At 72.7% G+C, this 23,961-nt stretch carries 25 protein-coding genes; 17 read left to right on the forward strand and 8 right to left on the reverse strand.

Annotated features, from left to right (window positions below; all coding sequences use genetic code 11):
- Positions 1-5: 5 nt before the first annotated feature.
- Positions 6-338 carry a hypothetical protein gene (locus ACK8OX_RS17595; RefSeq protein ID WP_430665531.1) on the reverse strand — a complete coding sequence of 111 codons (333 nt, stop codon included), beginning with the start codon at positions 336-338 and terminating at the stop codon, positions 6-8.
- Positions 339-431: 93 nt separating this feature from the next.
- Between ACK8OX_RS17595 and ACK8OX_RS17600 the strand changes: the two genes are divergently transcribed.
- The 5 genes from ACK8OX_RS17600 (at position 432) to ACK8OX_RS17620 (ending at position 7,507) form a co-directional block, all read left to right on the forward strand.
- Entirely contained in the window at positions 432-1,382 is a 951-nt protein-coding gene (locus tag ACK8OX_RS17600) for an ArsR/SmtB family transcription factor (RefSeq protein WP_430665532.1), read from the forward strand.
- A 16-nt stretch (positions 1,383-1,398) separates the two neighbouring features.
- The gene (gene metH / locus ACK8OX_RS17605; RefSeq protein ID WP_430665533.1) at positions 1,399-4,902 is read left to right on the forward strand and encodes a methionine synthase; all 3,504 of its coding nucleotides are present in this window, start codon (positions 1,399-1,401) and stop codon (positions 4,900-4,902) included.
- A 189-nt stretch (positions 4,903-5,091) separates the two neighbouring features.
- Positions 5,092-5,979, forward strand: a complete 888-nt coding sequence (locus ACK8OX_RS17610; RefSeq protein ID WP_430665534.1) for a cation diffusion facilitator family transporter — start codon at positions 5,092-5,094, stop codon at positions 5,977-5,979.
- Complete coding sequence (locus ACK8OX_RS17615) at positions 5,976-6,953, forward strand: energy transducer TonB (protein WP_430665535.1); 978 nt, start codon at positions 5,976-5,978, stop codon at positions 6,951-6,953. The genes ACK8OX_RS17610 and ACK8OX_RS17615 overlap by 4 nt, the downstream gene beginning before the upstream one ends.
- Entirely contained in the window at positions 6,947-7,507 is a 561-nt protein-coding gene (locus ACK8OX_RS17620) for a cob(I)yrinic acid a,c-diamide adenosyltransferase (RefSeq protein WP_430665536.1), read from the forward strand. Before ACK8OX_RS17615 ends, ACK8OX_RS17620 begins: the two co-directional genes overlap by 7 nt.
- A gap of 127 nt (positions 7,508-7,634) precedes the next feature.
- On the opposite strand, the gene ACK8OX_RS17625 is transcribed toward ACK8OX_RS17620, so the two are convergent.
- Positions 7,635-8,261 (reverse strand): glutathione S-transferase family protein, encoded by a 627-nt coding sequence (locus ACK8OX_RS17625; protein ID WP_430665537.1) that lies wholly within the window; start codon positions 8,259-8,261, stop codon positions 7,635-7,637.
- Positions 8,262-8,347: 86 nt separating this feature from the next.
- On the opposite strand from ACK8OX_RS17625, the gene ACK8OX_RS17630 reads away from it, so the two are divergent.
- Together ACK8OX_RS17630 and ACK8OX_RS17635 are read left to right on the forward strand one after the other, a co-directional pair.
- Positions 8,348-8,821 carry a disulfide bond formation protein B gene (locus tag ACK8OX_RS17630; protein ID WP_430665538.1) on the forward strand — a complete coding sequence of 158 codons (474 nt, stop codon included), beginning with the start codon at positions 8,348-8,350 and terminating at the stop codon, positions 8,819-8,821.
- The gene (locus ACK8OX_RS17635; RefSeq protein ID WP_430665539.1) at positions 8,818-9,375 is read left to right on the forward strand and encodes a demethoxyubiquinone hydroxylase family protein; all 558 of its coding nucleotides are present in this window, start codon (positions 8,818-8,820) and stop codon (positions 9,373-9,375) included. The genes ACK8OX_RS17630 and ACK8OX_RS17635 overlap by 4 nt, the downstream gene beginning before the upstream one ends.
- Positions 9,376-9,387: 12 nt before the next feature.
- On the opposite strand, the gene ACK8OX_RS17640 is transcribed toward ACK8OX_RS17635, so the two are convergent.
- A complete protein-coding gene (locus ACK8OX_RS17640; protein WP_430665540.1) occupies positions 9,388-9,975 on the reverse strand; it encodes an HNH endonuclease in 588 nt (195 codons plus the stop codon).
- Between the two features lie 153 nt (positions 9,976-10,128).
- Entirely contained in the window at positions 10,129-10,791 is a 663-nt protein-coding gene (locus tag ACK8OX_RS17645) for an alpha/beta hydrolase (protein ID WP_430665541.1), read from the reverse strand.
- Positions 10,792-10,832: 41 nt separating this feature from the next.
- On the opposite strand from ACK8OX_RS17645, the gene gluQRS reads away from it, so the two are divergent.
- From gluQRS to ACK8OX_RS17690, 9 genes are all read left to right on the forward strand, one after another.
- Positions 10,833-11,687 carry a tRNA glutamyl-Q(34) synthetase GluQRS gene (gene gluQRS, locus ACK8OX_RS17650; RefSeq protein WP_430665589.1) on the forward strand — a complete coding sequence of 285 codons (855 nt, stop codon included), beginning with the start codon at positions 10,833-10,835 and terminating at the stop codon, positions 11,685-11,687.
- Between the two features lie 265 nt (positions 11,688-11,952).
- Positions 11,953-13,407 carry an FAD-binding protein gene (locus tag ACK8OX_RS17655; RefSeq protein ID WP_430665542.1) on the forward strand — a complete coding sequence of 485 codons (1,455 nt, stop codon included), beginning with the start codon at positions 11,953-11,955 and terminating at the stop codon, positions 13,405-13,407.
- Complete coding sequence (locus ACK8OX_RS17660; RefSeq protein ID WP_430665543.1) at positions 13,404-14,144, forward strand: SDR family NAD(P)-dependent oxidoreductase; 741 nt, start codon at positions 13,404-13,406, stop codon at positions 14,142-14,144. The genes ACK8OX_RS17655 and ACK8OX_RS17660 overlap by 4 nt, the downstream gene beginning before the upstream one ends.
- Position 14,145: 1 nt before the next feature.
- A complete protein-coding gene (locus ACK8OX_RS17665) occupies positions 14,146-14,973 on the forward strand; it encodes an aspartate/glutamate racemase family protein (protein WP_430665544.1) in 828 nt (275 codons plus the stop codon).
- 33 nt (positions 14,974-15,006) lie between these two features.
- Positions 15,007-15,975 carry a Bug family tripartite tricarboxylate transporter substrate binding protein gene (locus ACK8OX_RS17670; RefSeq protein WP_430665545.1) on the forward strand — a complete coding sequence of 323 codons (969 nt, stop codon included), beginning with the start codon at positions 15,007-15,009 and terminating at the stop codon, positions 15,973-15,975.
- 13 nt (positions 15,976-15,988) lie between these two features.
- Complete coding sequence (locus ACK8OX_RS17675; protein WP_430665546.1) at positions 15,989-16,966, forward strand: Bug family tripartite tricarboxylate transporter substrate binding protein; 978 nt, start codon at positions 15,989-15,991, stop codon at positions 16,964-16,966.
- A gap of 85 nt (positions 16,967-17,051) precedes the next feature.
- Positions 17,052-17,633, forward strand: coding sequence for a cysteine hydrolase family protein (locus ACK8OX_RS17680; RefSeq protein ID WP_430665547.1), 582 nt, complete (start codon positions 17,052-17,054; stop codon positions 17,631-17,633).
- 30 nt (positions 17,634-17,663) lie between these two features.
- On the forward strand, positions 17,664-18,653 hold the full coding sequence (locus ACK8OX_RS17685) for a Bug family tripartite tricarboxylate transporter substrate binding protein (protein ID WP_430665548.1): 990 nt from the start codon (positions 17,664-17,666) through the stop codon (positions 18,651-18,653).
- A gap of 5 nt (positions 18,654-18,658) precedes the next feature.
- Positions 18,659-19,468, forward strand: a complete 810-nt coding sequence (locus ACK8OX_RS17690) for an aspartate/glutamate racemase family protein (RefSeq protein ID WP_430665590.1) — start codon at positions 18,659-18,661, stop codon at positions 19,466-19,468.
- Positions 19,469-19,481: 13 nt separating this feature from the next.
- On the opposite strand, the gene ACK8OX_RS17695 is transcribed toward ACK8OX_RS17690, so the two are convergent.
- From ACK8OX_RS17695 to ACK8OX_RS17710, 4 genes are read right to left on the reverse strand one after another with little or no spacing between them, the layout of a single operon-like run.
- Entirely contained in the window at positions 19,482-20,189 is a 708-nt protein-coding gene (locus ACK8OX_RS17695; protein WP_430665549.1) for an ABC transporter ATP-binding protein, read from the reverse strand.
- A gap of 8 nt (positions 20,190-20,197) precedes the next feature.
- Positions 20,198-21,049, reverse strand: coding sequence for an ABC transporter ATP-binding protein (locus ACK8OX_RS17700; RefSeq protein WP_430665550.1), 852 nt, complete (start codon positions 21,047-21,049; stop codon positions 20,198-20,200).
- The gene (gene livM, locus ACK8OX_RS17705; RefSeq protein WP_430665551.1) at positions 21,049-22,332 is read right to left on the reverse strand and encodes a high-affinity branched-chain amino acid ABC transporter permease LivM; all 1,284 of its coding nucleotides are present in this window, start codon (positions 22,330-22,332) and stop codon (positions 21,049-21,051) included. The genes ACK8OX_RS17700 and livM overlap by 1 nt, the downstream gene beginning before the upstream one ends.
- Positions 22,329-23,243 (reverse strand): branched-chain amino acid ABC transporter permease, encoded by a 915-nt coding sequence (locus tag ACK8OX_RS17710; RefSeq protein ID WP_430665552.1) that lies wholly within the window; start codon positions 23,241-23,243, stop codon positions 22,329-22,331. The genes livM and ACK8OX_RS17710 overlap by 4 nt, the downstream gene beginning before the upstream one ends.
- A gap of 219 nt (positions 23,244-23,462) precedes the next feature.
- Between ACK8OX_RS17710 and ACK8OX_RS17715 the strand changes: the two genes are divergently transcribed.
- On the forward strand, positions 23,463-23,957 hold the full coding sequence (locus tag ACK8OX_RS17715) for a Pvc16 family protein (RefSeq protein WP_430665553.1): 495 nt from the start codon (positions 23,463-23,465) through the stop codon (positions 23,955-23,957).
- Positions 23,958-23,961 lie beyond the last annotated feature (4 nt).

Consider the following 23,961-nt stretch of genomic DNA (forward strand, 5'->3'; position numbering starts at 1 on the left):
GCGCGTCACCCGGCGCGGAAGCGCGCCGCCGTCACCGGGTCGTCCCGCAGCGCCGCCGCCACCTCCGCCCGCGCCGCCTCCGTCTCCGCCAGCGCCACCACGCGGTCGAACCAGCCGCAGTCGCCGCGCACCCGCGCCTGGAACAGGCGGTCGAGCGCGGTCGCGGCCGGGCCGCGGCCGGCGCAGCAGCTGCACGCCGGCAGGTGGGACGGGCCGCTGAGGTCGAAGCTGACGAGCGCCACCGCGCCCGCCGGCCGGTCCGGAGGCGGCGCCTCCGCCAGCACGGCGGCCGGCCTGCCGCCCGCCAGGGCGGCGCGCAGCGCGGCTTCGTCGGCCACGGTCACAAGGGGGATACGGGCGTCGATCGACCATGCCATGCGCTGGACATAAGGATATGTTTATGTCATTTGCAAGCGCCTGAAGGGGTGCCCATGGACCGTCTGCTCATGCAGCTCCGCGCCGCGGCGGAGCCGACGCGGCTTCGCCTGCTGGCGCTCTGCGCGCGGCAGCCGCTCTGCGTGAGCGATCTCTGCGACGTGCTGGGCCAGTCCCAGCCGCGGCTGTCGCGCCACCTCAAGCTGCTGGTCGAGGCCGGGCTGCTGGAGCGCATCCCCGAAGGGTCGAACGCCTATTTCCAGCTGCCCGCCGGCGCCGAGCTCGCGCGCCTGCTGCTGGCCCGCCTGCCGGAGGAGGACCCGCGCCTCTCGGCCGACCGGCGCGCCGCCGCGCGGCTCGCCGCCGAACGCGCGCGGCATGCGAGCGAGGCCTTCCGCAGCCACGGCATGGATTGGGACGAGATGCGGGCCCTCGGCCTCGCCGCGGCCGACACCGAACAGGCGCTGCTGGCCGCGATGCCGCCGCGCGTGGGCGCGCTGCTCGACATCGGCACCGGCACGGGGCGGCTGCTGGAGCTGGTGGCGGACCGGGCGGGGCGCGCCATCGGCGTCGATGCAAGCCGCGACATGCTGGCCCTGGCCCGTGCGCGGATCGCGGAACGCGGCCTTGCACATCGCTGCGCGGTCCGGCAGGCCGACATGTACCGCCTGCCCTTCGGCGACGGCGCCTTCGACGTGGTGACGCTGCAGATGGTGCTGCACTACGCCGAGGACCCGGCCGCCGCGGTCGCGGAAGCCGCGCGCGTGCTGCATCCGGAAGGGCTGCTGCTGGTCGCCGACCTGGCGCCGCATGACCGCGCCGAGCTGATGCAGCGGCACGCCCATCGCTGGCCAGGCTTCGACGATGCCGCCATCGCGGGCTGGCTGGGCGCGGCCGGATGCGCCCCGGGCGCGCCGGTGGACGTGCCCGGCCCGCTCGCCGTCCGGCTCTGGCCCGCGCATCGCGTGCCGGGCTTCGCCCCTGCCTCCCCCGCCGTCGCCCTCTGACCCCAGGACAACGACCATGACCTCCCGCCCCCATCTCCTCGATGCGCTGCGTGACCAGGTGCTGCTCTGCGACGGCGGCATGGGCGCGCGCGTGCAGGCGATGACGCTCGACGTGGAGCGCGATTTCTGGGGCAAGGAGAACTGCACGGAGGTGCTGAACCTCTCCCGCCCAGACATCGTGCGGGAGATCCACCGCAGCTACTACGCGGCGGGGTCCGACATGGTGCTGACCAACAGCTTCGGCGGCAGCCCCGTGACGCTCGGCGAGTTCGAGCTGGAGGACAAGGCGTTCGAGATCAACAGGCTGTCCGTCGAGCTGGCGCGCGAGGCGGCGGAGAGCTTCGCCGATGGCCGCCACCGCTGGGTGGTGGGCGACATCGGGCCGGGGACGAAGCTGCCCTCGCTCGGCAACATCGGCTACGACGCGCTGGAAGCGGCGCTGGTGGTGCAGTGCCGCGGGCTGATCGCGGGCGGGGCGGATGCGATCCTGACCGAGACGAACCAGGACACGCTCTACATCAAGGCCGCGGTGAACGCGGCGAAGATCGCGAAGGCCGAGGCGGGGTCCGACATCCCGGTCTTCGTGCAGGTGACGGTCGAGACCACGGGCACGCTGCTGGTCGGCCCCGACATCGCCGCCGCGACCACGGTGGTGCAGGCGCTCGACGTGCCGCTGATCGGGCTGAACTGCGCGACCGGCCCGCAGGAGATGGCGGAGCACATCCGCTGGCTGTCGCGCAACTGGCCCGGCCTGCTGAGCGTGCAGCCCAATGCCGGCCTGCCGGAGCTGGTGGATGGGAAGACCCATTACCCGCTCGGCGCCGCCGAGCTCGCGACCTGGATGGAGCGCTTCATCCGCGAGGACGGGCTGAACCTGATCGGCGGCTGCTGCGGCACCTCCACCCCGCATATCGAGGCGCTGGACGGCCTGCTGCGGCGGCTGGATGGCGGGCGCTTCCGCCCGGCGCCGGTGGCGCGGAAGGTGGTGTGGATGCCCTCCGTCGCCAGCCTCTACAGCCAGACGGCGCTGCGGCAGGAGAACAGCTACTTCTCGATCGGCGAACGCTGCAACGCCAACGGGTCGAAGGCGTGGCGGGAACGCCAGGCCGCGCATGACTGGGACGGCTGCCTGGCGATCGCGCGCGAACAGGTGGCGGAGGGGTCGAACAGCCTCGACGTCTGCACCGCCTTCGTCGGCCGCGACGAGATGGGCGAGATGAACGAGGTGGTCCGCCGCTTCACCTCCAGCGTGAACAGCCCGCTCGTCATCGACAGCACCGAGACGCCGGTGATCGAGGCCGCGCTGAAGCTGCATGGCGGCAAGCCCATCATCAATTCCATCAACTTCGAGGACGGGGAAGGGGCGGCGCGGGACCGGATGCTGCTGGCGCGGAAGTTCGGCGCGGCGGTGATCGCACTCACCATCGACGAGGTCGGCATGGCAAAGACCGCCGAGGACAAGCTGCGCATCGCGGCGCGGCTGGTGGACTTCGCCTGCACGCGGCACGGCCTGCCGCAGTCCGACCTGATGATCGACCCGCTGACCTTCACCATCGCGACCGGCAACGAGGACGACCGCAAGCTCGGCCTCTGGACGCTGGAGGGCATCCGGATGATCCGCGACGCCTTCCCGGACATCCAGATCATCCTCGGCCTGTCGAACATCAGCTTCGGCCTGAACCCGGCCGCGCGGCACGTCCTGAACAGCGTCTTCCTGGACCACGCCGTGAAGGCGGGGATGACGGGCGCCATCGTCCACGTCTCCAAGATCAAGCCGCTGCACCAGATCCCGCCCGAGGAGGTGCAGGTGGCGGAGGACCTGATCTTCGACCGCCGGCGCGAGGGCTACGACCCGCTGCAGCGGATGCTGGAGATGTTCGCCGGCCGCAAGGCCGCCGACGCGGCCGCGAAGAAGCGCGCCGAGACGGTGGAGGGGCGCCTGAAGGACCGCATCGTGGACGGCGACCGCAAGGGGCTGGAGGATGAGCTGGCCGATGCGCTGGCCAAGGGCCTCGCGCCGCTGTCCATCATCAACGACGTCCTTCTCGACGGCATGAAGGTGGTGGGGGAGCTGTTCGGCGCGGGCAAGATGCAGCTGCCCTTCGTCCTGCAATCCGCCGAGACGATGAAGGCCGCCGTCGCCTGGCTCGAGCCCCACATGGAGCGCGTGGAGGGGCAGGAGAAGGGCATCATCGTGCTCGGCACGGTGAAGGGCGACGTGCACGACATCGGCAAGAACCTGGTCGACATCATCCTGACCAACAACGGCTACAAGGTCGTCAACCTCGGCATCAAGGTGCCGCTCGGCGACATCGTGAGCGCCGCGAAGCAGCACAAGGCGCATGCCATCGGCATGAGCGGCCTGCTGGTGAAGTCCACCGTGGTGATGCGCGAGAACCTGGAGGAGATGTCCCGCCAGGGAATCGAGCTGCCGGTGCTGCTCGGCGGGGCGGCGCTGACGCGCAACTACGTCGAGGACGACTGCGTGAAGTCCTATGCCTGCGGCCGCGTGGCCTATGCGCGGGACGCCTTCGACGGCCTGCACCTGATGGACAAGGTGATGGGCAACGGCTTCGACGACTACCTCGCCGCGCTGCAGGCGAAGCGGAAGGGGAAGTCGAGGAACGAGAAGCGCGTGCTCGGCACCGCCGACCCGCGCGGCTTCGCCCCCGTCGATGCCGGCTACGCCCAGGCCCGGCGCCGGCGCGAGACGGCGGCCGAGCCGGTGCCCGTGCCGCCCTTCTGGGGCGCGCGCGTGATGGAGGCCGACCCGCGCGCGGTGGTGCCCTTCATCAACGAACGCAGCCTGTACCAATTCCAGTGGGGCTTCCGGAAGGCGGGCCGCAGCCTGGAGGATTTCCTCGGCTGGGCGAAGCAGGAGCTGCGCCCGGTGCTGAAGCGCATGCTGGCGCTGAGCGAGGAGCAGCGGATCCTCCGCCCGCAGGCGATCTACGGCTACTGGAAATGCGCCGGCGTCGGCAACGACCTGGTGCTGTTCGAGCAGGACGGCACCACCGAGGCCTGCCGCTTCACCCTGCCGCGCCAGCCGAAGGAGGATGGCGAGTGCATCGCCGACTTCGTCCGCGACATCGCCGACGGGCCGGAGGCGCGCGACGTCATCGGGCTGCAGGTCGTCACCGTCGGCCAGAAGGCGTCCGACATGGCGCGGGAATGGTTCGAGGAGAACCGCTACCAGGACTACCTCTACCTGCACGGCCTTTCGGTGGAGATGGCCGAGGCGATGGCGGAATACGTCCACAAGCGCATCCGCGCCGAACTCGGCTATGCCGCGGATGACGAGCGCGACATCGAGAAGATGCTGAGCCAGGGCTACCGCGGCGGCCGCTATTCCTTCGGCTACCCCGCCTGCCCGCGGCTGGAGGACCAGGTGCCGCTGCTGCGGCTGCTGGGGGCGGAGCGCATCGGGGTCTCGATCAGCGACGAGTGGCAGCTGCACCCCGAGCAGTCGACGAGCGCCATCGTGCTGCACCATCCGCGGGCGAAGTACTTCACGGTCTAGCTGCTTGTCCAAGCGGCTGATCCACCGCTCCGGCGATTCCGCCTTCGCGGATCAGTCGCCAGGGTCCCGCCCACGAAGGGGGGGCGCGGGGCGGGGCAGCCATGCCCCGTCCCGCGCTTGCCCCGCGGCCGCCCGGCGGGGCATCAAGCGCCGCCAGAACGGAGCCCGCCGCGTGCCGAGCCGCCTGCCATGACCCGCACCGAGAGCATCGCCGCGACCTCCGTGGTGGTGGCCCTGGTGGTGCTCGCCCTCAAGACCGGGGCCTGGTGGCTGACGGGCAGCGTGGCGCTGTTCGCCGATGCGCTGGAATCGGTGGTGAACGTGGCGGCGGCGGTGGCGGCGCTGGCGGCGGTGCGCTTTTCCGCCCTGCCGCCCGATGCCAACCATCCCTATGGCCACGCAAAGGCCGAATACTTCTCGGCGGTGCTGGAAGGCGCGCTGATCGTCCTCGCCGCCCTGCTGATCCTGAACGAGGCCTGGGTCGCCTACCAGAATCCCCGCGCACCCGGCCAGGCGCCGGCGGGCCTGCTGGTCGCGGCGGTCGCCACCACGGTGAACGCCATCTGGTCGGGCGTGCTGTTCCGCCGCGGGCGGGCCGCGCGGTCGCCGGCGCTGCTGGCCGATGCGCGGCACCTGCTGGCGGATGTCGTGACCTCGGCCGGCGTGCTGGTGGGGGTGGCGCTGGTGGCGCTGACCGGGGTGCTGTGGCTCGACCCGCTGCTGGCGGCGCTGACGGCGGTGAACATCCTGTTTTCCGGCTGGCGGCTGATGCGCGAATCCGTGGGCGGCCTGATGGACGAGGCGGTGCCGGCCGATCGCCTGGCGCGGATACGCGGCCTGGTCGCCGGGCATGCCGAAGGCGCGATCGAGGCGCATGACCTCCGCACCCGCCATTCCGGCCGCTTCACCTTCGTGGAGTTCCACCTGGTGGTCCCGGGCGACATGACGGTGACGGCGGCGCATGAGATCTGCGACCGGATCGAGGGCGCGCTGAAGGCGGAACTGGAGACCGCCGTCATCACCATCCATGTCGAGCCCGAGGGCAAGGCGAAGCACCGGGGCGTGCTGGTGCTGTGACCGCGCGGGCCGCGGATGCGCCCCGGCCCCCAGGGCCGGCCGTCGCAGCCCCGGCCGGCCGGCGCGCCGCCGGCTGGATCGGCGCCTCGCTGGCGCTGCACGGCGCGGCGCTGGCGGCGATGCTGCTGCCTGCGCCGCAGCCGCGGCCGGCGCCGGTCGCGGAACAGGGGGTGACGCTGGTCTGGGACCGGCCGGAGGAGGGCGCCGGGGATGTGGCCGATGCCGGTCCCTTGCCCGCGCCGCCGCCCGACCTTCCGCCGGCGCCACCGCTGCCGCAGGCCCCGCCGCAGCCGCCCGTCGCGGCGGCCCCACCCCAGCCCGCGGCACCCCTGCCTCCCGCTGTCCTGGCTGCTGCCATGCCTGCTGCCATGCCTGCTGCCCCTGGCGCGTCGCCGCCGGACCCGCTGCCGGCGCCACCGGCCATGCTGCCGCCCAACACCCTGGCGGCGCTTCCCCCACCCACCCGGCCGCCTGGCCCGGCCGAAGCCCCGCCGGTGGCCGGGCCGGCCGCACCCATCCCGCCCCCGCCAGCCGAACCGCCGCCGCGGCCTTCCGCCACGCCGCGTCCACGCGCGCCGGCGCCGCCGCGGCCTGCCGCCCCCGCACCGGCCGGGACGGCACCGGCCGAGGCGGTCTGGTCCCCGCCGCAGGCGGCGGGCGCCGCGCTCGCGCTCGGCGCCGTCAGCCAGGCAAGGCCGCTCGGCGGTGCGGTGAACCCGGCGCCGGAATACCCCCATGCCAGCCGCCTGCGGGGCGAACAGGGGCGGGTGACGCTGCTGGTACGGGTGGACGGGGAGGGGAGGGTTGCCGAAGTCTCGCTGCTCGCCACCTCCGGTTTCGCCGCGCTCGACCGCTCGGCGGAGGCGGCGGTGCGGCGCTGGCGGTTCGAGCCGGCGATGCAGGATGGCAGGCCGGTGCCGGCCGTCGTCTCGGTGCCGGTGATCTTCACGCTTGAGGGGACACGCCGTTGGTGAAGCTGGACGTGATCACGACACGGGGCGGCGACCGGGGGGAGACCTCGCTCGGCGACGGGTCGCGGGTGCGCAAGGACGCGCTGCGGGTCGAGGCCTATGGCACGGTGGACGAGGCCAATGCCACGATCGGCCTGGTGCGGCTGCACCTGGCGGGCGACATGGCCGCGGATGCGATGCTGGCGCGGGTGCAGAACGACCTGTTCGACCTCGGCGCCGATCTCTGCGTGCCGGGCACGGGCGGCGACCGGCTGCGGGTCAGCGATTCCCAGTGCCTGCGGCTGGAGGCGGAGGTGGCGGAGATGAACGCGGCCATCCCCCCGCTGCGCAGCTTCGTGCTGCCCGGCGGCACGCCGGGCGCGGCGCAGGCGCACCTTGCGCGCACCGTGGTGCGCCGGGCGGAGCGGCTGGTGGTGACGCTCGCCGCGGCGGAGGAGGTGAACCCCGCAGCCGTGCGCTACCTCAACCGCCTGTCGGACCACCTGTTCGTGCTGTCGCGGCGCCTGAACGGCAACGGCGCGGGCGACGTCGCCTGGGTGCCCGGCGCCGCGCGGTAGCCCGCGATCGCCCCCACCGTGCATGCCGAAGGCGGGCATGGTGAGGGTGTGAATCGCCGGGCTCGCGAAAGGCTGGACCCGAGTGGCCCGGACACAGTCGTGGCTACTCGGGTCCAGCGCGGGCGCCTCAGCTCAGCCGGCCGGCGCAGTGCTTCGCATAGCCCGGGCGCGCGCGGATGCGGTCGTACCAGGCGCGCAGCGCCGGCAGGTCCGGGCGCTGGATCGGCAGTTCGAACCAGCGATGGACGTAGATGCCGAGCGCGATGTCGGCGGTCGTCAGCCCCGCGCCGCAGAGGAAGTCCCGCCCCGCCAGCTGCGCCTCCACCATCCGCCACAGGCGTTCGGCCGCGTCGCGCGCCTTGTGGGTGGCGGGGTAGTCGCGCTCGGCCTCGGGGATGCGGACATAGGTGAAGAAGACCGTGGTCATCGGCGGGTTCAGCGTGCCGAGCTGCCAGTCCATCCAGCGGTCGCAATCGGCGGCGATGCGCGGATCGGCGGGATAGATCGGGTGCCCCGGAGCGCGCGTCCGGGCGAGGTAGCGCAGGATGGCGTTGCTCTCCCACAGGGTGAAGCCGTCCGGCTCCTCGATGGTCGGCACCAGGGCGTTGGGGTTCTTCGCGAGGTACTCGGGCTCCCGCGTGCGGCCGAAGGCGCCGCCGGCGTCGATGCGTTCGAAGTGGATGTCCAGCTCCTCGCACAGCCAGAGCACCTTCATCACGTTGGACGAGTTGTTGCGGCCCCAGATGCGCAGCATGGACGGTCCCCCCGTTGCGGTTCGTTGCACAGGGTAGGGGTGGGGTCCGGTTGCGGCAACGCCGGGTCAGGCGGCATCTTCCGCGCATGCCAACCGCCCTTCTCGTCGCCGCCCTGGCCGCCGCGGCGCCGCTGATCGCCCGCGGCAGCGAGATCTGGCCCGGCCTTGCGCCCTGCGCGCTGTGCCTCTGGCAGCGCTGGCCCTACTGGGTGGCGGCGGGGCTGGCGGTGGCCGCGGCGGCGCTGCCGGCGCCGTGGCAGGGCCGGGCGCTGAGGGCGGCCGCGCTGGCGGTGCTGGCCTCGGGCGCCATCGCGGTGCTGCATGTCGGGGTGGAGCAGGGGTGGTGGCCGTCGCCGCTGCCTTCCTGCCAGGCCGCCGGCGCCACCCCCGGCGCGACGGTGGAGGACCTGATGCGCAGCCTCGCCCCGCGGCCTGACAAGCCCTGCGACGCCCCGACCTACCTGATCCCCGGCCTGCCCCTTTCCATCCCGGCGATGAACCTGATCTATGCCCTGGCGCTGGCGGCCTTCGCCTTCCGCGCCGCGGGGAAAAGGGCATGAGCGCGAGACGTACCGCCGAGGACCGGCTGCCGGGCGACCCGACGCCGAGGGAGGTGGTGGCCCGCACCATCCGCGTGGACCATGCCGGCGAATACGGCGCGAAGCGCATCTACGAAGGGCAGCTCGCCGTGCTCGGCCGCACGCGGCACGGGCCGGTGCTGCAGCACATGAAGGCGCAGGAACAGGTCCACCTGGACTATTTCAGCCGCGCCATCGGCCGCCGCCGCGTGCGCCCCACCGCGCTGCTGCCGCTGTGGCATGTGGCCGGCTTCGTGCTCGGCGCCGGCACCGCGCTGCTTGGCCACCGCGCCGCCATGGCCTGCACGGTGGCGGTGGAGGAGGCGATCGACGAGCATTACCGCGCCCAGGCCGAGGCGCTGGGCGAGGACGAGGTGGATCTGCGCGCCACGATCGAGCGGTTCCGCGCCGAGGAGTTGGAGCACCGCGACATCGGCCTGGAGCACGAGGCCGAGCAGGCCCCCGCCTACCGGCTGCTGAGCGCCGCGATCAAGGCGGGCTGCCGGGTGGCGATCCGGGTGAGCGAGCGGGTGTAGGCCCGGCTTCCCTCAGCTTTCCAGTTCCGAATCCCAGTACAGGTAGTCCCGCCAGCTTTCATGCAGGTAGTTGGGCGGGAAGCTGCGGCCGTTCTCCTGCAACTCCCAGCTCGTCGGCTGGCGGGGCTGCAGGCGGGGCAGCATGTGGCATTCGCGCGGCAGCTTGTTGCCCTTGCGCAGGTTGCACGGGCCGCAGGCGGTGACGACGTTGTCCCAGGTGGTGCGGCCGCCGCGGCTGCGGGGGATGACATGGTCGAAGGTCAGGTCCTGGGTCGGCTGCGGCCGGCCGCAGTACTGGCATTCGAAGCTGTCGCGCAGGAAGACGTTGAACCGGGTGAAGGCCGGCCGCCGCGCGGCGGGGATGTAGTCCTTCAGCGCGATCACGCTGGGCAGGCGCATCGTCAGGCTCGGCGAATGGACCAGCGTCTCGTATTCCGACAGGACCGAGACGCGGTCGAGGAACACGGCCTTCACCGCGTCCTGCCATGCCCAGACGGAGAGCGGGAAATAGGACAGCGGCCGGAAATCGGCGTTCAGCACGAGCGCAGGAAAGGTCTGGCTGCCGTTGAACCCGGATGCGATGTGACCGCCGTCAGGCAAGCGCCGCTCCCCGTTCCGAGGCGGTCCGCCAAGCCCTGGGGCCGAACACGTCAGGATGGCCCCAGATACTGTGGCATCACCGCGTTGCTGCGACCTTCATGCCAGCCCATGCCGCAGCGCGCAACGGGCCAGGGTCAACACGTCATGCAGGCTTCACCTTCCGGCCCCGAGATGGCGCTGGAGCGTCAGCGCGCCGAGGCTCACCCCCACCTCGTCGATGCCGTGGCCGAGACCCGGGCGATACGCCGCCTCCACCTCCACCCCCATCGCACGCAGGGCCGACTCGGCCTCCCGGCCGCGGGCGGGCGGCACCACCTCGTCCGCCTCGCCATGCACCAGCAGGACCGGCGGGCGGGCCGTGACCTCGGCGGCCGGAAGCTCCGCCCCCGGCAGCGCGCCGGAGAAGGCGAGCACGCAGGCCGGCGTGGCGCGGCGCCGCAGCGCCGTGAACAGTGCCGTCATGGCGCCCTGGCTGAAGCCCATCAGCGCCATGTCGCCGTCGCGCAGGCCATGCCGCGCAAGCTCCGCGTCGATCCGCGCGCCAAGCGCATCGGCCGCCACCCGGACCCCCGCCAGCACCCGCGCCGGCGTCCGGTCCGCCAGGCTGAACCACTGCCGGCCATGGGGGGCGAGGTCGCAGGGCTCCGGCGCATGGGGCGCGAGGAACAGCGCCTCCGGCACCGCCCGGCCCCAGCCGGGGGCAAGGTCGATCAGGTCGAACCCGTCGGCGCCGAGCCCGTGCAGCAGCAGCACCAGCTTCCGCGGGGCGCCGCCCGCCGCCGGGCCCCAGGACGGCCCCTGCCACGCATCCGCCATCGCCTTCGCGTCCCGCTTGCCCTAACCCCCGCAACATGGCCATGCCCGCCGAGATCGTCACCCGCTTCGCGCCCAGCCCGACGGGCTTCCTCCATCTCGGCCACGCCCATTCGGCGCTGCGGGGCTGGCGGAGGGCCCGTGCCGCCGGCGGCCGCTTCCTGCTGCGGATCGAGGACATCGACCCCGGCCGCTGCCGCCCAGACTTCGCCGCGGCGATCCTGGAGGACCTGGCCTGGCTCGGCCTCGACTGGGACGGGGAGGTGCGGGTGCAGTCGCGCCACCTGGCGGAGTACCGCGCGGCGCTGGACGGGCTGGCGGGGCGCGGCCTGCTCTATCCCTGCTTCTGCACCCGCGCGGACATCGCGCGCGAAGTGGCGGCGAGCGCGGCGGCGCCGCACGGGCCGGATGGCGCGCCCTATCCCGGCACCTGCCGGCGCCTATCCCCCGCGGCGCGGGCGGCGCGTGTCGCGGCGGGGGAGCCGCATGCGCTGCGGCTCGACATGGCGCGCGCCCTGGCCGAATCGCCGCCCGACCTTTCCTTCCACGAGGAGGGGCGGGGAAGGCTGCGCTGCGACCCCGCGCGCTTCGGCGATGCGGTGCTGGCCCGCAAGGACGCGCCGGCGAGCTACCATCTCTGCGTCACGCATGACGATTCGCGCCAGGGCGTCACCCTGATCACCCGCGGGGAGGACCTGCAAGCCGCGACCGACCTGCACCGGCTGATCCAGTCGCTGATGGGCTGGCCGGAGCCCGCCTATGCCCACCACCCCCTGCTGACCGATGCGAGCGGGCGGCGGCTGGCCAAGCGCGACCGCGCGGCCACGCTGCGGGATCTGCGCGATGCCGGCCGCAGCCCGGCGGAGGTGCGGGCGATGGCTGGGCTGCCGGACGGCTAGCCCGCGATCGCCCCCACCCTGCACGCCGAAGGCGGGCATGGTGGGGGCGTGAATCGCCGGGCTCACGAGGGGCTGGACCCGAGTGGCCCGGACACAGTCTGGGCCACTCGGGTCCAGGTCCCGGCGCAAGCACGGGAATTCCGAAAGCACCTTTCGCCCGCGGGCCGGGCTTTGCCGGCGCGCGCCCGGTGCTAGCCTCCGCGCCGCAGGCCCGCCGTGTAGCGGGGGGCTGCGGGGGAACGCACGGGAAGGCGGGTGGCGGCTGATGGCGGATGATGTCTTCGACCTGGTCGTCGCGGGCTGCGGGGTGGCAGGGCTTTCGGCCGCCGTCAGCGCCGCCGAGGCCGGCGGCCGCGTGGTGGTGGTGGAACGCGCCCCGCGCGAGGAGCGCGGCGGCCAGAGCCGCTACACCGAGGCCTATCTCCGCATGAAGAGCGAGAGCGAGGTCACCGACGACTTCGAGACCCACCTGGCCGAGAACGGCGCGCTTCCCTATGCCGAACCCGCCCTGGCCATGGAGCTGGCACGCCCGGCGCGGGACCGCGCGGGCCATGCGCGCGCGCTTTCCTCGGTCGATCCCGACGTGGTGGGCGAATTCGCCGCCCAGGCCGGGCCGACCATCGCCTGGCTCAAGGGCATGGGCGTGCGCTTCGACTTCCTGCCGACGCAGTTCCTGACGAAGTCGCAGCCTCGGCTTCTGCCGGTGGGCGGCGGCGCCGCGCTGGTGGAGGCACTGGCGGCGCGGGCCGAGCAGCTTGGCGTCGCGTTCCGCTACGAGACCTCGGCGCAGAGGCTGGCGGTGGACGAGGACGGGCGCGTCACCGGCCTGGTGGTGCGCCGGGCGGGGCGCGCGCAGACGCTGCGCGGCGCGGTGGTGCTGGCCTGCGGCGGCTTCGAGGGCAATCCGGAGATGCTGTCCCGCTACATGGGCCCGCGCTCCGTCTTCCTGCGCCCGATCTGCAAGGGCGGGCACTTCAACCGCGGCGAGGGGATCCAGATGGCGCTGGAGATCGGCGCCGCGGGCGGTGGCGACTTCGGCAGCTACCATGCCGAGCCGGTCGATCCCCGTTCCTCCATCGCCGAACCCTCGGTCTTCATCTTCCCCTACGGCATCCTGGTGAACAAGGACGGCCGGCGCTTCACGGACGAGGCACCGGGCACGGTGGACGCGACCTATGAGAGCGTGACGCGCCGCATCTTCGAACAGCGCGACGGGATCGCCTGGGTGGTGCTGGATGCGCGCCACCAGGCCATCCCGAACTACCGGCTCGGCCTTCGCACCGACCAGCCGCCGATCGCATCCGACAGCATCGGGGGCCTCGCCCGCGCCATCGGCCTGCCGGAAGCCGCGCTGGCGCGGACGGTCGCCGAGTACAACGCCGCCTGCGTGGCGGGCGAATGGAAGCCGCTGCAACTCGACGGCCTCGCGACCCAGGGGCTCGATCCCCGCAAGTCCAACTGGGCGGTGCCGATCGCCGAGCCGCCCTTCCACGCCTATCCCATCATCTCGGCCAATGTCTTCACCTTCGGCGGCGTGAAGATCGACCAGCAGGCGCGCGTGCTGGACGGCGGCGGCGATCCCATCCCCGGGCTCTACGCGGCGGGAGAGATCGTCGGCACCTATTACGGCACCTATACCGGCGCGACATCGGTGCTGAAGGGACTGGTCTTCGGGCGCATCGCGGGCGCCGATGCACTGGCGCGGCGCAACGACGCATGAGAACGCTCGAAGGCCGGGTCGCGCTGGTCACCGGCGCCGCGGGCGGCATCGGCGGCGCGACGGCCGCGGCGCTGGCGGCCCGCGGCGCGCGGCTGGCCCTGGCGGACCTGCGCGCGCCGCAGGTCGCGGGCGCGCTGAACCTGGCGGTGGACGTCACCCGCAGCGACAGCGTGCGGGCGATGATGGCGGCCACGGTCGCGCATCACGGGCGGCTCGACATCCTCGTCAACGTCGCGGGCACCGTCTCGATGGGCGCGGCGGCGACGCTGGAGGAGGCGGAGTGGGACCGCGTGATCGCGGTAAACCTCAAGGGCACCTTTCTCTGCTGCCAGGCGGCCATTCCGGCGATGCGCGCCAACGGCCATGGGCGGATCGTCAACATCGGCTCGATCATCGGCAAGAACGGCGGCAATGCCCGCCCCTGGATCGACCGCGCGGAGCAGGACCGGGCGAGCAACGTGGCCTATGGCGTGTCCAAGGCCGGCGTCCATGCCATGACCTTCTTCCTGGCGCGCGAACTCGCGCCCGACGGCATCACGGTGAACGCCGTGGCGCCGGGACCCGTCGCCTCGGCCATGACAACCAACTTCCCCGCCGCGCTGAAGGCGCTGATCCCGGTCGGGCGGATGGGCCGGGCGGAGGAGGTGGCGGCCGCCATCGCCTTCCTCGCCGGGCCGGAGACCGGCTTCATCACGGGCGAGGTCCTCGACGTCAATGGCGGCATGTGGAGCGACTGAGATGAGCGAAGCGAAGCCGATCCGCATCTGGCACCACAGCTTCACGGTGCTGGAGAACCTGCCGCCCTATGCCGCGGCGATGCAGGCGCACCTGGCCCGCGCCTGCGCGCCGGGGACGGAGGTGGCGATGCACGGGATGCACCCGCGCAGCTACCAGACCGAATATCCCGGCAACGACATCATGTACGCGTATTTCCAGACGCTGCATTCGCAGCAATTCGTGCTGGGCGCCATCGCCGCCGAGGAGCAGGGCTTCGACGCCTTCGCGCTGACCACGCTGCCCGAGCCGTCGCTGCAGGAGATCCGCAGCCTGGTGGACATCCCGGTGGTGGGCTACGGCGAGAGCGCGATGCTCGCCGCCTCCATGCTCGGCCAGCGGATCGGCGTGCTGCTGTTCATCCGCGGCATGGCCGGCACGGTGGAGCGCAACGTGGACCGGATGGGCCTCTCCTCCCGCTTCCTCGGCGCGCAGGAGGTGGGCTTCACCTTCAACGACGTGCTGGCCGCCTATGCCAGCGACCCCGCGCCGCTGGTGGAGAAGTTCCGCGCCGATGCGCGCGCGCTGATCGCGCGCGGCGCCGATGTGATCATCCCCGGCGAGGCGCCGCTCTGCCTGCTGCTGGCGAAGGCCGGCGTGGCGGAGGTGGACGGCGTGCCTGTGCTGGACGCGGTGACGGCCACGGTGAAGGCGGCCGAGATGATGGTGGGGCTGCGCCGGATCGCCGGCGCGAAGCCGTCCCGCCGCGGCTACTTCCAGGCGCAGCCGCCCCGCGCCAGGGTGAAGGAATTGCTGGATTTCTACGGCCTCTCCTCGATGGGTGATCGGTAGGCAGGGGTGATGACCAAGGGAGGAACAGGACAGATGGAACGTCGCACCCTTCTCGGCCTTGCGGCCGCCGCGCTCGCCGCGCGCGGCGCCGCCGCGCAGGACCGCTTCCCGGTGCGGCCGGTCCGCATCGTCATCCCCTTCGCCGCCGGCGGCAGCACCGACATCCTGGCACGGCTCTGCGCCCAGATCCTGACCGAGCGCCTGGGCCAGCCCGTGGTGGCGGAGAACGTGACCGGCGCGGGCGGCACCATCGGCGCGCAGCGCGTGCTGGACGCGCCGGCGGATAGCTACACGCTGATGGCCGGCACGCCCGGGCCCGTCACCATCAACCCCCATCTCCAGCCGCGCCTGCCCTATCAGCCGCTGCGCGACTTCGAACCGGTGGTCTTCGTCGGCGACAGCCCCGCCGTCATCGTGGTGCGACGCGACAGCCCGATCCGCACCTTGCAGGACCTGGTCGCGCAGGCGAAGGCGGCGCCGGGGCGGATGACCTACGCCTCGGCCGGGATCGGGTCCTTCGCGCATCTGAGCGGGGAGCTGTTCAAGTGGCGCGGCGGGCTCGACATGACCCACATCCCCTATCGCGGCACCTCGCCGGCGGCCACCGACATCATCGGCGGACGGGTGGATGCGATGTTCGAGAACTATCCCTCCGTCCAGGGGCAGATCAGCTCGGGCGAGCTGCGCGTGCTCGCGCTCGGCGCCGCGCGGCGCTCCGCGCTGCTGCCGGGCGTGCCGACGGTGGCCGAAGCGGGGGTGCCGGGCTACGAGAGCACGTCCTGGTTCGGGCTGTTCGCCCGCGCCGGCACGCCGCCCGCCGCGACCGAGGCGATCAACGCCGCGGTGAATGCTGGCATCCGCACGCCCGCGGTGACCTCGCGGCTCGCCGATCTCGGCATCGAGCCGGCCGGCGGCACGCCCGCCGATTTCCGCGCCTACATCCAGCGCAAGCTCGATGAGACCGGGGAGCTGATCCGCACCGCGCGGATCACCGCCGAATAGGGAAGGCCGATCCATGACGCAGCACCCGACCCGCCGCGCGATCCTGCTCGCCGCGCCCGCCATCGCGACCCTGCCGCGCGCGGCGAGCGCCCAGGCCTGGGCGCCCACGCGGCCCATCCGCCTCGTCGTCGCCTATCCGCCGGGCGGGGCCACCGACCTCGTCGCGCGCTGGGTGGCGCGGGAACTCTCGCCCCGGCTCGGCCAGCCGGTGGTGGTGGAGAACCGGCCGGGCGCCAACGGCATCCTCGGCAGCCAGGCGGTGCAGCAGGCGGCCCCCGATGGCCATACGCTGATCTTCACGACGGCCGACACCCATTCGGTGAACCCGGTCGTCTATCGGCGCCTGCCCTACCAGCCGCAGAGCTTCGTGCCGGTCTCCGCCGTCGCGCGGCTGATCTTCTCCCTCGTCACGCGTCCCGGGCTCGGCGTGCAGACGGCGCCGGCCTTCGTGGAACTGGCGCGGTCGCGCGCGGCGAACCCGCTCACCTTCGCCTCCTGGGGGGTGGCCAGCACCTCCCAGGTGATGATGGAGACGCTGAAGTTCGAGACGCGGACGGAGATGCAGCACGTCCCCTACCAGGGCGCGGCCCCGGCCGTGCAGGCGCTGCTGGGCGACCAGGTGGATGCGATGATGCTGCCCGTCGCGGTGGCGATCGGGCAGGGAGGGCGGCTGCCCATCCTCGGCGTCGCCACCGCGCAGCGCTTCAGCGCGGTGCCGAACGTGCCGACGCTGACCGAACAGGGAATCAACCTGGCGGGCGACCTCTGGCTCGCGCTGCTCGCGCCTCCTGGCACCCCGGCGGCGGTGGCCGAGCGCATCGCGCAGGAGACGCAGGCCTTCGTCCGCGCGCCGGAGGCGCTGGCCTTCCTCACGCCGAACGGCCTGGTGGCGGACCGCCAGGACCGCGCCGGGTTCATCCGCTACATCGCGGAGGATGACGCGGTGTGGCGCGCGCGGGTGGAACGGCTGGGCATCCGGCTCGACGACTGAAGGAGCGGCGCGCCGGCACGCCCGGGCTGGCCGGGGCCGGCGGCGTACGCTTCAACCGACTGCCATCACACAAGGGATATCGCCGATGCGTTCGATCTACCTGGTCCTCGACATGGAGAACGACCTGGTCTCCGCCGACGGGCCGAACGGGAAGGGGCCGCTGGGCCAGCAGGTGCAGTCGCGCGGCATCATCGGCCGCACCGCGAAGGCCATCGCGAAGGCGCGTGCGGCGGGCGTGCCGGTGGGCTATGTCCGCGTCGGCTTCTCGCCCGACTACCGCGAGGCGCCGTCCACCTCCGCCATCTTCAACGGCGCGAAGCAGCACGGGCTGTTCAAGCTCGGCACCTGGGGGACCGAGGTTCACAAGGACCTGGCGCCGCAGCCGGGCGACTTCGACATCGTGAAGCACCGCGTCAGCCCCTTCTACGCGACCAACCTGGAAGCCATCCTGCGCGCGCACGGCATCGGGCGCATCGTCTGCTCCGGCGTCTCGACCGTGGCGGTGGTGCAGGGCACGGTGCGGGACGGGCATGACCGCGACTACGTGGTGACGGTGCTGGAGGATTGCTGCGCCTCGGCCACGGCCGAGGACCACGAGGCGGCGATCCGCACGATGCAGCGCTTCGCCACCTTCACCACCTCGGACGCGGTGGATTTCGCGGCCTGAGCCGGACGGGACCTTGAGGAGGGGACGACGATGCAGGTTCTGATGCGGGCGGGCGTGACCCGCCGCGCGGTGCTGGCCGCGGCCGCCACGGTGCTGCCGGTCGCACGCGGGCAGGCGCAGCAGGTCGCGGGCGGGCGCAACATGCGCATCGTCGTTCCTTTCGGCGCGGGCGGCGCGGTCGACATCGTCGCGCGCCTCGTCGCGCAGGAACTGACGCAGCGGCTGGGCCAGACGGTGGTGGTGGAGAACCGCACCGGCGGCGGCGGCAACATCGCGATGGAGCATGTCGCGCGGTCCGCGCCGGACGGCACGACGCTGCTGATGGCGTCCCCTTCCGTGGTGACGAACCCGCATCTCTACAGCGGGCTGACCTACGACCCCGCGACGCAGCTTGCGCCGGTCTTCCTGGTGGGGGAGGTGCCGTCGGTGCTGGTCTGCGCACCGGGGTTCGAGGCCGCGGACGGCGCGGCCTTCGTCGCCCTGGCGAAGGCGCGGCCGGGGCACTTCACCTATGGCTCCGGCGGGTCCGGCACGACGGAGCACCTGGGCAGCGAATTGCTGAAGCTGCGCGCGGGCATCGACCTGGTGCATGTGCCCTATCGGGGCGGCGCGCCGGCGATGACCGACGTGGCGGCGGGCCGCGTCTCCGTCATGGTCACCAACATCGCGCAGGCGCTGCCGCTGATCCGCGGCGGGCAGTTCCGGGCGCTGGCCGTCCTCGCGCCGCGGCGGCATCCCGCGCTGCCGGAGGTGCGGACCTTCGCGGAACAGGGGGTCGCCGACCTCAATGTCAGCGTCTGGTGGGGGCTGATGGGCCCGGCGGGGATGCCGCCCGAGCTGGTGCAGCGCCTGAACGCCGTGCTGAACGAGGCCCTCGCGTCGGAAGGCATGCGCGGCGCGCTGGACCGGCTGACCGCGACGCCGATCGGCGGCAGCGTGGACGCCTTTGCCCAGCGCATGGCGACCGAGGGCCGGTCCTGGGGCGCGGTGATCCGCGGCGCCGGCATCCGGGCGGAGTGACGGGCATGAAGCTGTGGTACCAGTCGCTGACGCGCCCGGATGCCTGGCCGGAATACCAGGCGGCGCTGCTGCGCGTGCTGGCGCGCGCGGCCGATCCGGGCACGCAGGTCGACGTGCACGGGATCGAGCAGCGGGGCGGCGTCGGCGACCAGTACCGGCGCCTGGAGTTCATCGAGACGATCGAGGTGCTGGACAACGTCGCCCGCGCCGAGGCGGAGGGCTATGACGCCGTCCTGCTCGGCAACATCGCCGACCCCGGCCTGCGCACGGCGCGGGAGATGGCGACGATCCCGGTGGTGGGCCTGTGCGAGACCTCGCTGTTCACCGCCTGCCAGATGGGCGTCTCGGTCGGGCTGGTGGTGTCGAACGACAAGCATTTCAGCCGCGTGCAGGAGAATGTCGCGCTCTACGGCATGACCACGCGCGTCGTCGCGGTGGAACGCATGGCGGTGGACCGGCTGGTCGACCTCGACGAGGCGTTCCGCGAGGGCGCGGTGCGGGACCGCATCCTCGGCCAGTTCCACGCGGCGGCGGAAGCCTGCGTGGCGCGGGGGGCGGAGGTGGTGATCCCCGCCGTCGGCGTCGCCATGGTGCTGCTGGCGGAAGCCGGCATCCACGAGACGGTGAAGGACACCCCCGTGCTCTGCGGCCCGATGGCGCTGGTGCAGGCGGGGCAGGCGGCGGTGAAGCTGCACGGGCTGATGGGCGGGCGCTTCGCCAGCCGCCGCGGCGCCTACGCCCAGCCGCCCGCGGGGCAGATCGAGGAGCTGCGGCGCTACTACGGGCCGGTCTATCCGAAGGTCCGGCCGGGGTGAGGCGCGGCTGCGGTCAGTGGCCCCCGCCGAGATAGGCGTCCCTGATCTCCGGCCGCGCCAGCAGTTCCGCGCCGGTCCCGCTCATCGTGATGCGGCCCGTCACCAGCACGTAGCCGCGATGGGCCAGCCTCAGCGCCTGGTTGGCGTTCTGCTCGACCAGCAGCACGGTCAGGCCTTCCTTCTCGTTCAGTTCCCGGATCGCGGCGAAGATCTGCCGCACCACCAGCGGCGCGAGGCCGAGGGAGGGTTCGTCCAGCAGCAGCAGCCGCGGGCGGGACATCAGCGCCCGGCCGATCGAGAGCATCTGCTGTTCCCCGCCCGACAGCGTGCCGCCGCGCTGCGCCTGGCGTTCCTGAAGGCGCGGGAACAGCGCGAAGACGCGGGCGAGTTCCGGCGCCGGGTCATGGCCGATGGCCTGCGCGCCCATCAGCAGGTTCTCCAGCACCGTCATGCGGGGGAAGATGCGCCGCCCCTCGGGCGACTGCGCGACGCCGCCGCGCATGATGAGGTGGGTAGGCTGCGCCGTGATGTCCTGCCCGTCCAGCACCACGCGGCCGGACCGCGCGCGCGGGTCGCCGCAGATGGTCATCAGCAGCGTGGACTTGCCCGCGCCGTTGGCGCCGATGAGGGTGACGATCTCGCCCCGCTCCACATGCAGCGACACGCCCTTCAGCGCCTGCACGGCGCCGTAGCTGGCGACGAGGTCCGTGACCTCCAGCATCGGCGCGCTCACTCCTCCTCCTCGCCGAGATAGGCGGCGATGACGTGGCGGTCGTTGCGGACCAGGCTGGGCGGTCCCTCCGCGATCTTCTTCCCGTGGTCCAGCACCACCACATGGTCCGAGATGCGCATGACGATGCCCATGTCGTGCTCGATCAGCAGGACGGAGGTGGGGGCGGCGGAAGGCGCCGCGGTGCCGTCCCGGATGGCGATGAGCAGCCGCGCCAGGTCATCCGATTCGCGCGGGTTCAGCCCCGCCGCCGGTTCGTCGAGGCAGAGCAGGGACGGCCCCGTGCACATCGCCCGCGCGATCTCGAGCCGCCGCTGCGCGCCATAGGGCAGGGCGCCGGCCGGGTCGTCGGCGCGTTCCAGCAGCACGGTGGCGCGCAGCCATTCGACCGCGCGTGCGACCGCCGCCCTTTCCGCCGCGCGGTAGCCGCCAAGGCCGAGCAGCGCGCCGATGCCGAAGCCGGTCGCGGCCTGCAGGGGGGCGTGCTGCGCGACGAGCAGGTTCTCCAGCACCGTCATGCCGGGGAACAGGCGGATGTTCTGGAAGGTGCGCGCGACGCCCGCGCGGGCGATGCGGTGGTCCTTCAGCCGGTGCAGCTCCGCCACGCCGCCCGGGCCGTGCAGGCGGATGGCGCCCGCGCTTGGCCGGTAGAAGCCGGTGATGCAGTTGAAGACCGTGGTCTTGCCCGCGCCGTTCGGGCCGATCAGGGCCGTGATCTCGCCCCGGCGGGCGGTGAAGGTCGCGGTGTCCACGGCGAGCAGCCCGCCGAAGCGCATGCAGAGCGCGTCGACCTCGAGGATGGGGCCGGCGCCGGCGGCGGCCGGCGTGGGTGCGGCGGGGGCGGCGGACATCAGCCCTTCCCCTCGCTCACATGGTCGGCGCCGATCGCCCGCTTCTCCCCCAGCGCGACGGAAGGCGTGCGGCTGCCGACCAGCCCGCGCGGGCGCAGTACCATGATGACCACCATCGCCGCGCCGAAGACCAGCATCCGCCACTCCTCCAGGTCGCGGAACAGCTCGAACCCGCCGATCATGACGATGGCCGCGACCGCGACGCCGATCTGGCTGCCGAGGCCGCCGAGCACGACGATCGCCAGGATGATGGCGCTTTCGATGAAGGTGAAGCTCTCCGGGCTGATGAAGCCCTGCCGCGTGGCGAAGAAGGCGCCCGCGAAGCCGCCGAACATGGCGCCCAGCGCGAAGGCGGTCAGCTTCGTCGTGGTGACGTTGATGCCGAGCGCGCGGCACGCGACCTCGTCCTCCCGCAGGGCTTCCCAGGCGCGGCCGATGGGCTGGCGGCGGATGCGGATGCTGACCCAGTTGGTCAGCAGCGCGAGCGCGAGGATCAGGTAGTACAGGAAGATGACGCGGTGCACCGGGTCGGGCGTCAGCCCGAAGAAGCCGGCGAAGGTGCCGGGCTCGCCCGACATGTTGAAGGGCAGGCCGAAGAAGCTGGGGCGCGGGATGCCGCCGATGCCGTTCGGCCCGCCGGTCAGCTCCACCCAGTTCAGCAGCACGATGCGGATGATCTCGCCGAAGGCGAGCGTGACGATGGCCAGGTAGTCCCCGCGCAGGCGCAGCACGGGAAATCCCAGCAGCACGCCCCAGAAGGCCGCCAGGATGCCGGCCAGCGGCAGGCAGATCCAGAAGGACAGCCCGAAATACTGCGCCAGCAGCGCATAGGAATAGGCACCGACCGCGTAGAAGGCGACATAGCCGAGGTCGAGCAGGCCGGCGAGGCCGACCACGATGTTCAGCCCCCAGCCGAGCATCACATAGGTCAGCACGAGGATGCCGAGGTCGAGTTCGTAGCGGTTGACGCCGGGGACGAAGGGCAGCACCAGCGCGGCCGCCAGCAGCGCCGGGGCGAAGACCGCGCCCAGCCGCGCCAGCGCCGCCGCGCGCCGGGGCGAGGCGCCGCCGCCCTGCGGCCGCAACCCCCAGAGCGAGATGGCCAGCCGCCCGGCGAAGACCAGGCCGCACAGCCCCGCCACCTCTGCCCAGCGGGTGCGCAGGAACAGCGCGCCGGTCGGGCCGACATCGGTGCGCAGCCCGACCATCACGACGAACAGCCCGAGGGCGACGAGGGTGGCGACCCCCGCCTCCTTCAGCGATGCAACGAGGCGAGGGGTCATACCTTCTCGACCTCCTGCCGGCCGAGCAGCCCGGTGGGCAGGAAGATGAGCGTCAGCACGAGGATGGAGAAGGCCGCGACGTCCTTGTACTGCACGCTGAAATAGGCGGACCAGAAGGTCTCGATCAGCCCGATCAGCAGCCCGCCGAGCACCGCCCCGGGCAGCGACCCGATGCCGCCGAGCACGGCCGCGGTGAAGGCCTTCACCCCCGCGAGGAAGCCGATGTAGAAGTCGATGACGCCGTAGCGCAGCAGGTACATCGTGCCCGCGCAGGCCGCCAGCGCCGCGCCGATGACGAAGGTGAGGCTGATGGTGCGGTCGGTGTCGACGCCGAGCAGGGACGCCATCTTCCTGTCCTGCTCGCAGGCCCGCATGGCGCGGCCGAGCGGCGTGCGCGTCACCAGCCAGGTGAACACCGCCAGCACCGCCAGCGTCGTGCAGATGATCAGCAGCTGCATGTAGGAGAGCTGGACCACGAAGTCGCCCTCGCGCATCAGCTCGATCCCGCCGCGCACCTGCGGCTCCAGCGGCTTCACCCGGGCGCCCTGGCTGATCTGCACGAAGTTCTGCAGCACGATCGACATGCCGATGGCGCTGATCAGCGGCGCCAGGCGGAAGCTGCCGCGCAGCGGGCGGTAGGCGATGCGTTCCACCGACCAGCCGTAGAGCGCGGTGAAGGCCATGGAGATGGCCAGCACCAGCACGATCCCCGCCGGGCCGTCCATGAAGCCGCCCGACAGCAGCATCACGATCGAGACGAGGGCCACGAAGGCGCCGATCATGAAGATGTCGCCATGGGCGAAGTTGATCATGCCGATGATGCCGTAGACCATCGTGTAGCCCACGGCGATCAGGCCGTAGATCATGCCGAGGCTGATGCCGTTGATCAGCTGCTGCAGCGCATAGGCCAAGCGCGAATGTCCTTCCCGGGTGGCACCGTGACGGTCACCTAACCCGACCGCCGGTGCAAGGGCCGAGATGGACACCCCCCCCGCCCCGGCCCGGCCGCCCCCAGTGAAGAAGGCGTCATGCCCACCCCGCGCGGCGCGTCCCCGGCGCCGGCCGCCGCGGACCGCCGGCAACGCCTGCCCCCTCCGGTTCGTTGGCGGACCTCCAGCGAGGAGACGCCCATGCCCATCGCAGCCGCCAGCGAGGCCATCCGCCGCCACCTCCAGTCGCTGCTCGGGCCGGGCGGGGATGGCGGCGGGGTGGAAGTGATGACCCTGGCCGAGGCGAGGACCCGGCCGGGCCACGGCATCGCCCTGGTGCTGTGGCGGGTGCAGCCGGACGAGTCCGCCGGCGACACATTCCCGCAGCGCCAGGCATCGAAGGGCGACCCGCCGGACGGGGGCGGGCTGCGGCTGCGCTACCTGCTGACCGTCCGCGGCCAGGACGGCCCGGCCGAGCAGGCGCTGCTCGGCCGCTGCATGGCGTTGCTGGACGCCAATCCGGTGGTGGGCGGCGCCGGCGACCCGGCCGACATCATGGCCGAGGCGCTGGTGCTGACGACCGAGGCGCCGTCCGACGAGGCGTATCTGCGCCTTGCCGAGGCCTGCGGTGACCCGCCGCCGCTGGTCGTCCCCTACCTGGTGCGCAGCGTGCGCCTGCGCCCGCCGGGGGGATGAACGG

This window comes from Falsiroseomonas sp. CW058 (genome assembly GCF_050563535.1).
In the GTDB taxonomy this organism is placed as follows: domain Bacteria; phylum Pseudomonadota; class Alphaproteobacteria; order Acetobacterales; family Acetobacteraceae; genus Falsiroseomonas.